Annotated in this window: 8 protein-coding genes; 2 read left to right on the forward strand and 6 right to left on the reverse strand. The window is 41.1% G+C overall.

Annotated features, from left to right (window positions below; genetic code table 11):
- Window positions 1-331 precede the first annotated feature (331 nt).
- From EAE90_RS19260 to EAE90_RS19275, 4 genes are read right to left on the reverse strand one after another with little or no spacing between them, the layout of a single operon-like run.
- Window positions 332-1255, reverse strand: a complete 924-nt coding sequence (locus EAE90_RS19260) for a GNAT family N-acetyltransferase (RefSeq protein WP_214054847.1) — start codon at window positions 1253-1255, stop codon at window positions 332-334.
- The gene (locus EAE90_RS19265) at window positions 1252-2523 is read right to left on the reverse strand and encodes a phenylacetate--CoA ligase family protein (RefSeq protein WP_214054848.1); all 1272 of its coding nucleotides are present in this window, start codon (window positions 2521-2523) and stop codon (window positions 1252-1254) included. Before EAE90_RS19265 ends, EAE90_RS19260 begins: the two co-directional genes overlap by 4 nt.
- A gap of 29 nt (window positions 2524-2552) precedes the next feature.
- A complete protein-coding gene (locus EAE90_RS19270) occupies window positions 2553-4958 on the reverse strand; it encodes an acyl-CoA reductase (RefSeq protein ID WP_214054850.1) in 2406 nt (801 codons plus the stop codon).
- A 1-nt stretch (window position 4959) separates the two neighbouring features.
- Window positions 4960-6090: a LuxE/PaaK family acyltransferase gene (locus EAE90_RS19275; protein ID WP_214054851.1), complete on the reverse strand. Its 1131-nt coding sequence runs from the start codon at window positions 6088-6090 to the stop codon at window positions 4960-4962.
- A gap of 2350 nt (window positions 6091-8440) precedes the next feature.
- On the opposite strand from EAE90_RS19275, the gene EAE90_RS19280 reads away from it, so the two are divergent.
- Both EAE90_RS19280 and EAE90_RS19285 read left to right on the forward strand, forming a co-directional pair.
- Entirely contained in the window at window positions 8441-11317 is a 2877-nt protein-coding gene (locus tag EAE90_RS19280) for an RHS repeat-associated core domain-containing protein (RefSeq protein ID WP_214054852.1), read from the forward strand.
- 648 nt (window positions 11318-11965) lie between these two features.
- The gene (locus tag EAE90_RS19285) at window positions 11966-12310 is read left to right on the forward strand and encodes a hypothetical protein (protein ID WP_214054853.1); all 345 of its coding nucleotides are present in this window, start codon (window positions 11966-11968) and stop codon (window positions 12308-12310) included.
- 521 nt (window positions 12311-12831) lie between these two features.
- Here EAE90_RS19285 and EAE90_RS19290 read toward each other — a convergent pair.
- Complete coding sequence (locus EAE90_RS19290; protein WP_214054854.1) at window positions 12832-13533, reverse strand: helix-turn-helix transcriptional regulator; 702 nt, start codon at window positions 13531-13533, stop codon at window positions 12832-12834.
- Between the two features lie 1264 nt (window positions 13534-14797).
- Window positions 14798-15952: an alpha/beta hydrolase family protein gene (locus EAE90_RS19295; protein ID WP_214054856.1), complete on the reverse strand. Its 1155-nt coding sequence runs from the start codon at window positions 15950-15952 to the stop codon at window positions 14798-14800.
- Between the last annotated feature and the right edge of the window lie 7 nt (window positions 15953-15959).

Genomic DNA, 15959 nt, shown 5'->3' on the forward strand with positions numbered 1-15959 from the left:
AATAAATGAACAATAATGCAATGAATTTCACTTAGAAATATATAGGAATATTCTGAAAATTAGAGAAATAATGTCGATCAACGCTTGTAATTCATCATATTTTTTAACAATTTTGATACAAAATTTAAACAAAATTGCGTTTCATGAATAAATTCAAGTCGCGGCGACGAGTTGGCAGAAGTACACAACAGGTTTTTTCAAATCATGAGCAGATTATTAACCACTATCCGTTCAAAGTGCTGACCAAAAGACCAACACTTTGTCAATAATCTGCAAAACTATTCAAACTTTGACGGGCTTTACCAGATTACCTCTGACACTTGCAGAAAGGCTATGCGCTTACACAAGCAAACATGCTTTGCTGGTGCAAACGACGAGCAAACTGACAATTTAAGGCTAGCTCTTTCCTACTATGCCCCCGAACCAGCAAAGCTTCCCAATGGTGATGATGACCGGGCACAAACCCTGTACAGGCAAATCCTGCTTGCTGCAAAATTTCCATTGCCTGGAGAGTCCCTTCCCCTACCGGCAATTTCACATATATCAGCTTGTGTGCCGGTAACTCCGCCACCTCTTTTACCCGCTCGGTTGTCTGCTTTTCTATCCACACTTCCAACCGACATCCATGATTGGTTATACGGATATCCGAATCAGCCAACGCCTCCGGTTGCAGAGGCTCTTGACCAAACACTTGAGTCACCGATGTCAGCCACCTTTGCCAACCGGAGGGCCAGTGTACCTCTGGAAATGGCCAGCTTTGTAAAGGTAAACAACCCAGTACTATGCTTTCCGGGCGAGCCTGATCAAACGGTGATGTTACATAGTCCGGCAGCAACCCCGTGGTGTGAAACCCCAGATTTTGGGCCAGACGCTGACTATGGTTATGCGACGACACCTGTTTAATCGTGAGGATACTTAACCCTATTTTCTTGGCCTGATCACACAAATATCGTCCCAATGCGGTAGCAATACCCTGCCCACGCGCTTGTGGATGTACTGCGATCAATGCCAGTTCAGCGCTTAATGAACAGCGTTCATCCCGCCACAGTGCCGCATGCCCCAACACTTGTCCATCCTGTACCGCAACAGCGGAATACCACTGTTTTGCCGCGTTATAGCGGCCAAGCATGGTAGGTAAATAGACTTCCGGGTAGACATAATCTTCGCCGTACACAACCCGAAATAACGCACTAATACCGGCAGAATCCTCTTCCCGGAATAATCGAACTAATGGTATTCCTGAATTCATGCTCATGCTGCCTTCTCTTCAGCACCATAACCACGATGATCAACCACCCGCATCAATTTACCGGAGCGTGGATGAGTGACCATATTTTCCAAAGCGCAGTAAGTGACTTCCACATGCAAAAATCCCTGATCACATAACTTTGCCATCGCGGGTTGTGCCGCCAACAATGCCTGATGCACTGATGTTGTCGATGACGCCAGTGATGAATCGCCCGCTAACAAGAGTTCTATCTTATCCATGCCACCCTGACGGCTCAGCAATAACTGCCAAGCCAGTATACCCTCTTGCTGTTGCAGTAAATGCGCAAGATGGTCAGGAAAAATGGACAGTGAGAAAACTCGCACTCGGTGAGCGCTGCCCGCTCGCCCCTGCAAAGCGAATTTGCGACGCGGCTGCCCTGGCGCTTCACACCAACAAGCCATGTCACCGGTAGGATAGCGGATAACCGGCATCAGACGCCGTTGTAAGTTGGTAACAACCAATAAGCCATTTTGGCCGGGCATCGTAATCGGCTGACCATTGGATTCGTCAATAATTTCAACAATGGTATCCGTATCAAAAACCCGATGTTCACCGTAACAACAATCGGGAGACGCAGCGCCAATGAGACCCGCATCAACGCTGGCACACCCAACTGAACCAATACGCGCATTAGGAAATACGTGGCTCAATAGCGTCAATTGCTCTGGAAACAGGCTTTCACCGCCGTACAACAGACGATCAATGCCGGGCATAAACTGGCCGCACTGCTGCAAAGTACTGGCAAAACGTAATAGCTGCGCCGTCACCCCAGCCAGAACATTAATCCCCAAGCTGACAATCGCATCGGCCAGCGCCCGATCATCAACTGACCAGGTAAACGGATACTCCACCACCGGCACCGGTGAATAGGACAAGGCACCGTGAATAAACAATAAACTGGTATACAAATCACCAGCCACAAACAGATTAGCAACGCGGTCACTGGGCTGTAATTGCTGTGCAAGCCCTTGACCAAATGCGCGCACGAAAGCACGCCATTCGCTACAACTGAATACCGACAATCGACCATCGCTGGTAGAACCACCGGTTTTAAAAACATGACCGCCGTTAACAGGGCCGGTTAATACCGGCCAGTTTTCCAGCGATTGCGATTGCCGCCAATAGTCATCAGGATTGATCAATGGCAGATCAGTCAACGCCCAACCGGATCGGGGCAGATCACGATAAAGATCCTTAAAAAAAGGCGCATGATTGCGGGCGTATTCAACCAGATCGTGTAATGATAGTGTCATGATTTACCCAAAAAGTCGTATTATTGGTCTCAAAATCGGCTATCCAGCACCAGCGGCGTTTTGCCGCTTTGCGGGTGACGATGGAACTGTCCAACAGGTGTCGGGATAACTTCCAATTGCAGCAATCCACCACTGACAACCTGGTTCAGCATCTTATGTTGCAACAGATGCATACGTACCTGATCAGCATCCCCGTCGGCTAATATATGGATATAATCACAACCATTGGAGTTGTTCCCTATCAACCACTGCACCGGAAACGGCAGCCCGGCTGATAATTCGGTTGGATTCAGAAAAATAGAACCCACCCTTGTCAACACGCCATGACGGCCTCCCAGTTTAAACCGCGGCGTTGGTAATCCGCAGTCGCAGAGATCAGGGAGCCAATAACCTAAGTCACCTATATCATAACGCTGGACCACCTGCCCTTCCCTTGCCAAAGAGGTAAACACCAGTCGACCGCTTTCCCCTGTCGGAACAGGCTGATCACTATCAAGAGCCAAGATTTCCAGCCATTGAATATCAGATAACAGATGGAACTCTCCCTCCTGGCAACAAGCACAAGCATGACCTAACGGACCAGCATCCACGGAACCGTAAATCGCCGAGCGAATTATCTGTACACCAAAACTGGACAGAAACCGACGCCGCTCTTCGCCAATATGCTCACCGCCAGTAAAAATTTTGCGTATCCCGCCATAAGCGCGTAACGCAGCCTCTTCACATTCAAACAATCGGTGTATAGTGCTTGACATTCCCGCCAGCGTATTGATTCCCTGAGTGACAATAAAGTGCCTGATTTGGCTAAAATCATCATCTATCGGGCCGCCCATCGGGTAATGCGGCACGGATAATTTATCCAGCACAGTGAAGAAACTCATCAACCCGCCATACAAGTTACTGCCATAAAACAAATTCATTACCCGGTCTTGGGATGGGTCCAGACCAGCAGCGAATAAACCATCTGCCGCAGCCTGCATTTGACTGTGATAATCTCGGTGGCTGAAACCCGCCAGCTTTGGCTCGCCGCTACTGCCGCCGCTACGGAAAAACACCTGTGCTTTCGCCGTCACGCCGTCGCTCTGAAACTTTGCTTTATCCATCACGGGAATCCCAGCCAGTTCCGGCGGATTGGCCGACCCTTTATCTAATGCGACATGGCCTGGCAGTTGTTCAGGTTTTAAGCTGACGGAGACGCGTCGCGCCAGCCGAGTCAATGCATAAACACCATCATGAGGCTCACCCTCATAGCCATCATGCATCGTACCTGCCTGACATATCCGACTAACCCCAGCAGCTAACAACTGACGACTCAACATCGGCAGCTCTTTTTCTTTAGCTATCAAAGCACAACTTTGCAAATAGGTGCGCCAAGGCAACAAAATCTCGACCAATTGTGCACGCGGCGCCGGACGGACTTGCAAAGTACGGAACAGAGGTGATGGAGCAAGTTCTTGACGCTGTATCCAGGCTACCCGCCAACCATTGCCCTTTTCTACTGAGCCGCGGAGATCAGCAAAAGTGTGATCCAACTGTAAGAATGCCATCTGACTGCTGATTTCCGCCGCTTCCTGTATATCTGGCTGTAAAGCCGGCCATACTGGAGCACGCCGTTCCAGCGCGGCGGCCACAGCACTAACCACCTGCCGTAAGACGTTCTCGTCAGTGCTATCCACCAATAAACACTGTGGACTGGAACACGCTTGTTGGTCAAAACGGCAAACATCATCAGCCAATGCATCGTAATCAGCATCACTGGCGACCATCGGGTCCAAATAAGCAAAACTGATACGATGTCCCCAATCTATCCAACGGCAACCGGGCCGTAATTGGCTACGAATAGCGGTCAGGGCGCTATTGCTACCCCAAGCGGATACGGCATCAGCACATGACAATAATTCAGATAATTGATCTGATGGCAAAGGCAACACAGATATATAAGGCGCCAACGTGCCGCTCTGGTCATAACGCAGGAATTCAGCCAGTATCCGTGCATTAAGGCCGTGATCACTGCTACTAGGGCGTAACCAGTTGACATTACCCACTAACAAGCTCTCTAACACGGCCATAAATGGCAGCAAAGGCGCGTTGGCTGGCGTAATATGCACCACTAATCCCAACGGCTGCCAAGTTTCAAAACGGGGTTGTGTATAGTCAAAGCGACGCAGAGAAAAGGGTTGTTCTCCCAATTCATGCCGCAATTTTGCCTCTAAAGAGTCGCGATGACAGAAGCGACGTAACGCGGCGACTGCGGCTGTATCCAGCTCAAGCCTGGCAGCAACCGTATCGAGATCATCAACAAAGCGCTCAGCACACGCCAATACCTGTTGCACACTTAAAGGAGAAGCCAGCGTCTCAGCCAAATTACCTTTCAGTTGCGCTAATACGGTAGCGGGCTCCAAGTCAGAGATCACCTGACCATTCACTAAATACATTTCAGGACTCCTTTATCAACTCAGAAGCGGCAATCGCACAACTGCGGCTTTTACTGGTACCAGCACGCCCCAGTAACTCAAACCAATCGGTAGCTAATTCACAACCACATTCAGCGGCCGGATGCATGACCGCCAAGTCGCTCGCCACAATACTGTGTGCCGGGCTGGAAGTGATGTAGGGTGATACCAAATGCAGAAAACCTGGCTTACCATAGGGTTGAACCGCCATGTTGGCCGTATCGCGGATATAGGTGCGGGCATAGACCGGCACATGAAAATGGTGATTTCGGCACTCAACATAAGGCACCGGATGTTCAACTGAACCGTAACCATCCCGGCACCGCTCATCAGGAATACCCAGTTGTTCCCCCAAACGCCGATACAGCAAGGATCGTGGAATGGCTTTATCAGCGTGGGTTTTCCAGCCTCCGCCTAAAAATACCAGTGATTCAGGATGCAACTGTACCGGGGGCAACCCCATTTCCTGCATCCGTTCCAGTGTGAACCACAAGAACGCCGGAAAGCCCAAGATACGCACCGGCAACCCTTGTGCTGCAAACTCTTGTAAAGATCGGATCACACCAAAAGGATCAAACTCATTGCTTTTTCCGTTGTAGCGCAGTGCATAATAGGCTTGGTTTACCGGTGCATACTTATACAAATACTGATCGGTATACGCAGTTCCCAACGTAACCGTACCGGCAGGCTCATAATTTAGCAGCAAGTAATTGCAAGGCTGCTGCGGCGTATTCCAACCGTAATACTCGAAAATCCGTTCAACCATATATTGAGCGGCACGCATACTACGTGCATCGTAACGCATACGGCTCTTTTGGCCGGTGGTTCCAGAAGAGGTCAACTCCAATGCATTCCTGCCAGTGGTACTGAGCAATAACTGGCGTTTGAAATAATTAGCGAAAATAGGCGGCAAACGCGACCAATCATCCAGTTTCTCTAGTCGTTCTATTTCCAGACCGTTAGCCTTCAACCACGGAGAATAACCGGGAGTATTTTCACAGTGGTACAGCGTTAACTCACGCATGGCAGCATCAAACAATTGGTCGCAAACACTATCGGCCCGATAGGGATGCTCAAGCGCACAAAGGGCGTCAACATAAGCAAGAGAAGTCAAAAGTCATCTCCAGAAATTAAAGAAAAGGGTATTTACTCCCTTAAAATAATAGGTACGTTGTTTCAACCTCCGGCAAATAAATTTCGCCGAAGAAAAAATAACAACATGTTGAATACAACTCCTTAACCAAATAAAAATAAGTCACTATTTTTTGAAAACTGACATTTAATTTTGTTAATTCCTTGTAAATAAAACAATAAAATATAAAAACTATGATTTAACAAAGGCTAATATAATAACCAACTTATATTCAACAACCTTATCAACGAGTTTAGTTATCATTATTTATGCATCAATAACCCCAATAATAAGGAATTATTCACCAGATATGAATTTATAATCAACATTCAACCTTTTAAAAACAAATAGAATACTGATATTTCCATGATATTTATATAATTAGCATGGTAATCAATAATGCCGCCTATTTATTCCCGTCAATTTTTTTAATTGATAAAGTTTACAATCCCAAAATAAAATCATTAAATTCAAAGAAATATCCTTATTATTTTCAGCAAGTAAACTATTTCAGGCAAAACATTATATGGTCTATTTATATTCAATGATGAGAAATTTTCAGAATTATTCACAATATAATAAGAGACACAGATTGATGATCTAAATTTATATTATCGATATTTGCAATACCTAAAAACAAGCAATTTCTGATATTACTAATACTCATCAAATTTTTTATCAACATAAAGACCCACTAAAAAATTAAAATAAAAAAACATATTTCTATACACACGATAGAAATTTGCTTTCATATAATTACTTTACTCATCTTACTAATGATTCATGTTAATATTTCTTTATCAACCATTATACCCGTTATCTTTCAAGTTTGTTGGCTACACTCGCTCACCCCAGTCACATAGTCCTCTCTGCACCCGGGAATTCACTCCCTTGCCGTCGCGGTGCATCTTGAAATCCATAGGGTATATACCCGTCATCTTTCAAGCTGCCTCTTTGTTGGCTGCACTCACTCACCCCGGTCACATAGTTATCTATGCTCCCGGGGATTCGCTCCCTTGCCGTCGCGATGCAACTTGAAATCCATAGGGTATATAACTCCCGGTAAGAATAAAATATTTCAATAACAACTAAAATAAGAATTGCCAATAATCAATATTATATATAATGATATTCCAATAAAAAACTAAAAGTTTTTACTTTTACAAAATCAAAAATAAATAAAATATAAAACTATAATTTATATACTTTTCCTATTAATAATCCCTAAAATATAACATTTATATTTATAATTACCATATTGGTTGCTTTATTTTACAATTTAACCAAGAATTACAATAAAATATTATTTACATTGTAAAAATAACGATTGCAAATTAATTCCTTGTTTTAATTAATAATGCATTTCATGACTTTACATTAACTCATGCAATAATTTACATTATTTACTAAATTTAGTATTTTATATCATTGCAATAGGTGAAATATAAATTCCATACAAACTAAAGTCTGGCCGACTCATTTTTAATAACTTCCTATTTAATAAATTCAAAATAAAACAGATAATAATCACAGTAATTTATATTGTATATAATAATATCTCAATGGCAAATCACACTGTAAAAAACATCAAAAATAATACAAAACACACAATCCAGATATTATCAAATTTAATTCATATAATTTAATTAAAATTAAAACCATATACTTATTTAAAGAACACAACAAAATCATTTTCCATGAAAAATATTATCAGTGAATTTAAGCATTTAATTAAGAATGTATCTTACAATACCACAACAGGCACAATAGCTTTATTCCACCATAATACAGAAGATGAAATTTAAGCCAATAATTGTTGCTGGAATATGTGCCTGACACAATAATCTGATACATCCGATTAATCTGGCGCCATTATTGACGCCAGACTAACCACACCAAATTTCGGATATGGACGAACATCAAAAATTATTTAACCAATAAAATAACTCACACTTATAACGATAATTGCACTTCCAGTTAATACTCACCATACGTAACTGTATGTTAAATAAGGATAGGTCATTTCTCCTTTTTGGCAGAACAGAAAAAACAGCCATAAGCGATAGCAAAAGATCCTGGTACTGTTTTTACGATACTTGTGCTGGTCTCCCTATGCTTGCTACTGTTATTCAGTTGCAGCGGCACCTTTGAGCAGCATGCTTTTGAATAAGGTCATTCCTGCTTATCTCCTGAAATCTTGCATGCCAATAGCATTTCAATGGAAAGGTTATCCTCCATGATGTGGAGGAGCTGAACTTAGCGTTCATTCGCTGCCATGCAGACAAAAAATTATTCAACACCACAATTACTCAACACCACAAAGAGGTAAATTATGAACAACTTTGACCCCAAAACTTATCAACATACCCCCACTATCACAGTTCACGATAACCGTGGGTTGGATGTCCGCGAAATCCGTTATCACCGTACTACCGCAGAAGAGAATAGTGATATCCGTATCACCCGTCATCAATATGATTCTTTCGGGCACCGGCGCCAAAGCATTGATCCGCGCCTGTATGACGCTTGGCAGAAAGATAATACGGTGAAACCCAATTTTCTCTGGCAGTACGATTTAACGGGCAACGTCCTGCGTACAGAGAGTGTCGATGAGGGCAATACTGTCACTTTTCATGATATTGAAAACCGTCTTGTCCTGACCGTAACTGCAACAGGCGTCAAGCAGACCCGACAATATGAAAACAGCTCTCTGCCCGGTCGCCTGTTATCCGTAACCGAACAAGAGCTAAAGGAAAAGGTACCCCATATCACCGAACGTCTCATCTGGGCTGGCAACACACCGGCAGAAAAAGATCAAAATCTGGCTGGTCAGTGTGTGCATCACTACGATACAGCAGGAATGATCCAACTGAATCGCCTTTCCCTGACTGGTTCAGCTTTATCACAATCCCGTCAACTACTGGCTGATAGTCAAGAAGCGGACTGGTTCGGAGATGATAAAAAAATTTGGGATAAGAGATTAAGTAGTGACGTATACACCACCGAAAACAAGACGGATGCCACTGGCGCTATGCTGACGCAAACCGATGCCAAAGGAAACATCCAGCGTCTGGCTTATGATGTGGCTGGTCAGTTAAAAGGGAGTTGGCTGACGGTAAAAGGCCAAAATGAGCAAGTGATCATCAAATCCCTAACCTACTCAGCGGCAGGACAAAAACTACGCGAAGAGTACGGTAATAATGTCATCACCGAATACACTTACGAACCAGAAACCCAGCGACTGATTGGTATCACTATCCGTCGTTCAAACGACACCAAAGCCTTGCAAGACTTACGTTATGAATATGACCCAGTTGGCAACGTGATCAGTCTCCGAAACGATGCAGAAGCGACCCGCTTCTGGCGCAATCAGAAAATAGTGCCGAAGAATACCTACACCTACGATTCCCTATATCAGCTTATCAGCGCAACAGGACGCGAAATGGCGAATATCGGCCAGCAGAATCACCAGCTCCCCTCTCCAGCACTGCCTTCCGATAACAACACTTACACCAACTATACCCGTACTTATACCTATGACCGTGGCAGCAACCTGACCCAAATCCGACACAGCTCGCCTGCGAGCCAAAACAATTACACCACAGATATAACCGTCTCGAACCGCAGCAACCGTGCGGTACTGAGTACCTTGACCACTGATCCAACCAAAGTGGATGCGTTGTTTCAGGCTGGTGGTCATCAGAAGACATTACTACCGGGACTAAACCTAAACTGGAATGCACGAGGTGAACTACAACAAGTGACGCCGGTAAAACGGGATAACCACGCCGACAGTGACAACGATGTAGAGTGGTATCGCTATGGCAACGACGGGATGAGGCTGTTAAAAGTCAGTGCACAGCAAACGCAGAATATCCTCCAGCAACAACGAGTCCTTTACCTGTCAGGATTGGAACTGCGTACGACACAAAATAGCACCACCACAACAGAAGAGTTACAGATAATTACCGTGGGTGAAGCCGGTCACGCGCAAGTGCGGGTTCTGCACTGGGAGAGCGGCAAACCAGAAAACATCAACAATAATCAGATACGTTACAGTTACGATAATCTGATTGGTTCCAGCCAACTTGAGCTAGATAGCGACGGGCAAACCATCAGTCAAGAGGAGTACTACCCATTTGGCGGTACAGCGCTATGGGCCGCAAGAAACCAGATAGAAGCCAGTTACAAAACGATCCGGTATTCCGGTAAAGAACGGGATGCCACCGGACTCTATTATTACGGCTATCGGTATTATCAGCCGTGGGCGGGCAGATGGCTAAGCGCGGACCCGGCAGGCACTATCGATGGATTAAATCTCTATTGTATGGTGATGAATAACCCAATTACGCTTACTGATAATATGGGGCTCTCAAGTTTAGACTGGCTTGATCTAGCCATTCCGCAAAACAGACCTGATATTTCGCCACTTTTATATAAACAAAATCCAAGAGTTGAGCAGAGATATACATATTTCACCAGAAGCACCGGTGAAATATTACAAGAAACAAAGAAAAATGAGGAAACGCTCAAACCTATGAAACCAAAAGATAGAGAAAAAAAATCCAGAGATATGAAGTATACAAATGCAAAATTAAAAGGATACGCCGCCCATGCCGGTATTATGGGTCATGGTACCAACAGAGAGCACGATACCTATAAAGATAAATTTTTAAACCTGAGTGGTAGCTTAAGTGCAAAAAACACCTTCCCTGGGGTGCAGCTCATCAGCGAAAAAGCGAAACCCGGTTTCGAACAGTACCACCCTGATAAACTTCAAACATCCAAACGTTGGAGGCCAAATATCGATCTTGGCAGCTATCGTGTTACTGATATAGAAAAATTTATATCTGGTGTAAAAGCCGCATACAAATCATCGGACATTGAATTACATCCTCTGATTGAACAGCGGATCAGAGAACATATTAAGGAAAACAAGAACATTTTACCTAAAATGGCCGGTATTGCGGGCCTGCATGCTGAGGTACAAGCCTTAAATTATATGGTCACGGAACTTACTAAAAGGGGAGAAAATATATCGAGTCATTTGAGTCAGAGCTACATATTCACACAACGACTGGTTGGGGCAACAAATCAAGACTTCCCTGCTTGTCATAATTGTTCTGGAATATTGTCCGGCATAGAAAATGTCATGACAGGAAGGGTAGAAAATTACAGAAGAATGACACGCAGAAACTCCGTGGCGTAATAACTTGTACTAGAACTCAAACCTGATCTGACAACTGTCGAGAATGGATGTCAGATCAAGTTTCGACTCATACATATTAGTTCTTTAGTTATTAATTCGTTATATACCCGTCATCTTTCAAGTTGCTTCTTTGTTGGCTGCACTCACTCACCCCGGTAACAGAGTTCTCTATGCTCCCGGGGATTCGCTCCCTTGCCGCCGCGATCCATCTTGAAATCCATAGGGTATATATCAGATTCTGATGATTTTTTTCAGATACTTATCTCCATTTTAATCAAACTTACCGAGAATAACGATTTGCATTAATTTAATATTCATGCAAAACATTCATGATGATATACTTTACATTCTGTATTTTTACACTACTATAAAAATATATGATATATAATTACCGATTAATTCTGACAAATACAATTAATTTACAGACAATAAATTATCAAGAATAGTAATCAAATGCTGTGACAATCAGTTCAAAAAAGTCATGCAAACCAAAACAATATCAAATAAAAATATATTTATATTGGTTCTATTGCTACCGTAATTATTAATTAAACCATTGCATCTATAGCAATAAAAATAGAAATATCAGAGAAACTATTGTTATTTCTATAATAATCACCCATTTTATCCACTAATCAGGAGTCAGAGATGAAAGAGACTGAGGAAAAAGAAAAGGGTGAAATGCTTGAAATTAATAACCATTATTTTTTCGTTGTTAATCTTACCAATGAAAATTTAATCGGTGATGTGATTTGGAGCAGCTCAGGGAATACAAGTACTCTCAATGTTGATGGGTTACACCCAGCAACCGCTTCACTCATCCAGGAATTCTATCCAGAAAGTTGGAAAAATGACTATTGGCAATGGACGGCAAAAGGAAGGCAATATCAATTAAATTGTTATGATAATGATATCTATGTCGCTGTTGTCATTAGCGATTTTGGCATTAGTGTATTACCCACTGGCACCAGCCCGGATGCATGGAAATGGTAGCTTTTCTTCTACTTCACTATTTATGTAAGAAAAATGCATCCTGTGGAAAATATCGCTAGCACCCTTACATAAAAACAAGCTCGCAAGTCGACAAAACAAAGATCGTGATCCTATCACGATCTTTGTTCAATCGATTTAAAATCTTACCTTTAAAGAACTCTTGAACTTTATTATCCACAATCTCAAGCTCGCCCTATGTTATTCGTTGCCCCAGATTACCAAATTAAGTGATTTATCCTACCATTCACCATTGGCACTCTAGGGCGGCGTTTTCCTAATAAACGCTCTTGTCCACTCGATCCCTTAAGAGTTTTCATCCCTAATTTTGAGCAAACAAAACCGAATCTTAGCAAACTTAATAAAATCACTAAACTTTTTAAGCCCTCAGCATAAATGATAGCAGAAAGTTCAGATAATCATCAGAATCTACTCTACATTTGCAACTATATACTTAGTAGAAAGAACAATTAAACATGTATAAGATAAACACCCATATAAATTACTCATCCGTAATCATTTATTTAGGATAAATGATTATCAGACAATCCCTCTTTCTCACTCCATTTTTTTAGTAATAATATTCTATCTTGTATATATCTTTCAGACAATACTTCCAGTTTCTCTATTTTTCCTACTTGTAATTTAAGAAAGTTATGACTGAATTCACACCAGGAAACTAAGAAGAATTCATTATTGAAAAAGATCGACAGTGGACAAGTTGTCTTCACAGTATGTGTATTATTTAAATCAATAAAAGTTATCACTATTTTTGATTTATGGTATATCGCTTTTCTGATATCAGACAACATCAAATTATTATCTGTAATTTTGCTGTAACCTTCTGTTTTTACAAACATTGGTGAAGAGTATAGTTGATCACGTTGTTCTGCCGGCAATACTGCGGCAATCTTAGATATAAAGCTATGGGCAGACTTGGCCAAAACAACATCATTCTGTTCAATAACCCATTTATTGCCCAAAACTAAGGCATCAATTTCATCCATCGTAAACATTAAAGGGGGCAACATGAAACCCGGCCGTAATATATAACCCAAGCCTGGCTCGCCTTCTATATTTGCCCCCTGACTATTTAGTAAAGCAATATCGCGATAAAGCGTACGCAAGCTTACATTTAAATCACTAGCGAGCAATTTACCACTGACAGGGTACCTTCTTTGTCTCAAGTATTGCAATAATACTATAAGTCTTTCGGTTCTTGACATTTCCGAACTCCTCATTTCAATAAAAATCAAATAGGATAAGGCTTTACTGAATAAATAGTATTGAGTTACTAGCCAGCCACCCAATATAACTATTTATTCTTAATTTTCCATCATGGAACAATGTCGAGATTTCTCTATAAAACCATCAACTCGAAATCCTATATTTAATATAGACCTCAATTGTCTGGATTGACGAAAATACTATTGCCGTCTTACATAATTACCAAACTCTGTCAAGAGTAAACGTTCTATGCATTACGCCGAAACCAAGCTGAAGCAAGTATCGGGCATCAAACATAGAGCAAATATTTAGAAAATTAATATCCCGTTAATTAATACAAAAAATAAAATTTACACTCAATAAGATAACTTATCATAAGTAAACTTACTATGTATTAATAATATAAGAAAACACAAATATTAAAGTCAATTTTCACACTGCCGGTTAATTCCTCAGCAGAGAAAGTATGGTCTTATTTTATTCGGACATATCTCTTTGTAATGCCTGGGAAGATGTTTTGGTTTTATTACTCATAGTAAAAGAACGATGGAACTAAAAGGTATACCCCAAATAGATTTAACCTTAATTTCTGTTGAAAAAATAAAATTTTTTAAAGAAGATAATAATAACTAATTTATCTTCAATTTATTTTTGGCATCAGATTATTAATATCGAAAGATAATATTACATAAGTACACTATCATGCTCACTAAAGATAAAGGTGAAACCAATATTTATCCATAACAATATCTCCGTTGATTAATAATCTTAAGATTTAGCTCTTGATAATTATTTTTTCCGCTAATGATAATAATCCTGGTAATCTGATGAATCTGTGTAAATTTTATAATCCCATAAAAACAACTACTCTCAGCCTAATATTTATGACTTAACCCTATTTAACGCCCATCCCATTAAACTATTTCATTTACCATTCTTTATAAAAAGAGCGAACCAAGACAATATCCAAACAAAAGCGCTAACCTCTAAGCGTATGTTAATAGAGGAGAAATACAACTCATTCTCACCTATACCCGTTATCTTTCAAGTTACCTCTTTGTTGGCTGCACTCACTCACCCCGGTAACATAGTTCTCTATGCGCCCGGGGATTCGCTCTCTTGCCATCGCGATGCATCTTGAAATCCATTGGGTACACTATATATGCAGCGACTCCGGCACGTTATCTGTATTCACTATTAACTTACAAAATAATAGTTCACAATAATGAGATCTAATGGAATAGGCGGTTAATATAAAATAAATTAGCCTTTTTTATAGCCATTAAGCCAAAATTGTTCACTAACCCAATCTGAAACTTGTATCATATACTCGTTTATTTTATTTAAACAAACATGAGCCTCTGATTCATAACACAATAACTTATGATTATCGCCCCATAACTGATCTAACTTTTTCACTTTATCGATCGGAAATATATCATCTAATTCACCATGAACAGTAAAAACCTTGGTTTTACAAGGTAAAGAGACATCCAATTTAATTTCATCAAAAATAGACTGCATACAACTATTATCTTGCATAAATGCAAACTGGAAATCTTCTTTAAGCCTTCTAGGCAACTTATCAAACTCGGCTATTTCAGGTCCACCGGATAAATTGACGATACAGCAAAATTTATCGCCAATTTTTTGCGCAACTCGTAACGCAAAATAACCACCAAAACTAATTCCTAAGAAACAGAGGAGATCACTATTAATTCTGGCATCATCCTCTAACAATTTAACTATAGATTCAACATATAACTCCATATCGATGGCTATTGGCGAGTTTCCAAGATTTATTCCCTGTCCTGGTCCATCAAATATAGCTACCGCCATATTCTTCATTAAGAAAAACTCGGCCAAAGATAATATTTCAACTTCAGTCATTGAATCCAATCCATTGGATAAAATAACACAAGGTAAAGAATGATTCTCTTCTTCTTTATACCCTTTAGGGAATATAAGGAAAAACGGCATATGAAATCTATCAACAACAATATATTGATGTTCAACTAATAAGTCACTATATTTTATACTAGATAAAAAACATGAACGAATATACTCTCTGAGCTGTATCTTTCTGCTCCTATCACTAAAATACATAAATTCTGCCCAATGATAACAGGCAGCGGCACTCCTCAAAGCACGAACATGGCTGACCTCACTTTTAGCCGAGTTAGCGATACTAATATAGCTATCACCCACTTTTGACCAATTAATCATCCATTCATACCAAAATTCTTCAGAGGATAAGTCTAAGTTCTCCAGCTGAAAATCACTCAATGCCGCAACAACATCTCCCCAATGAACTTGGGGAGCATATTGAGAATTTAAGAAAAATAGTCTTGGCATAAAATAACCACAAGTAGCAAGAAGTTCTGGCGAAATTCTATTGGGTTTATTTTTATTATTCATCTTATTT

Origin of the sequence: Photorhabdus caribbeanensis, from assembly GCF_018448885.1 — a bacterium.
GTDB classification, from domain to species: Bacteria; Pseudomonadota; Gammaproteobacteria; order Enterobacterales; family Enterobacteriaceae; genus Photorhabdus; species Photorhabdus caribbeanensis.

Excerpts from the sequence above, each read along its gene's own strand:
- EAE90_RS19290 (WP_214054854.1), bottom strand. The coding sequence starts at position 13,533 with ATGTCAAGAACCGAAAGACTTATAGTATTATTGCAATACTTGAGACAA.
- EAE90_RS19295 (WP_214054856.1), bottom strand. The coding sequence starts at position 15,952 with ATGAATAATAAAAATAAACCCAATAGAATTTCGCCAGAACTTCTTGCT.
- EAE90_RS19265 (WP_214054848.1), bottom strand. The coding sequence starts at position 2,523 with ATGACACTATCATTACACGATCTGGTTGAATACGCCCGCAATCATGCG.
- EAE90_RS19270 (WP_214054850.1), bottom strand. The coding sequence starts at position 4,958 with ATGTATTTAGTGAATGGTCAGGTGATCTCTGACTTGGAGCCCGCTACC.
- EAE90_RS19285 (WP_214054853.1), top strand. The coding sequence starts at position 11,966 with ATGAAAGAGACTGAGGAAAAAGAAAAGGGTGAAATGCTTGAAATTAAT.
- EAE90_RS19260 (WP_214054847.1), bottom strand. The coding sequence starts at position 1,255 with ATGAGCATGAATTCAGGAATACCATTAGTTCGATTATTCCGGGAAGAG.
- EAE90_RS19280 (WP_214054852.1), top strand. The coding sequence starts at position 8,441 with ATGAACAACTTTGACCCCAAAACTTATCAACATACCCCCACTATCACA.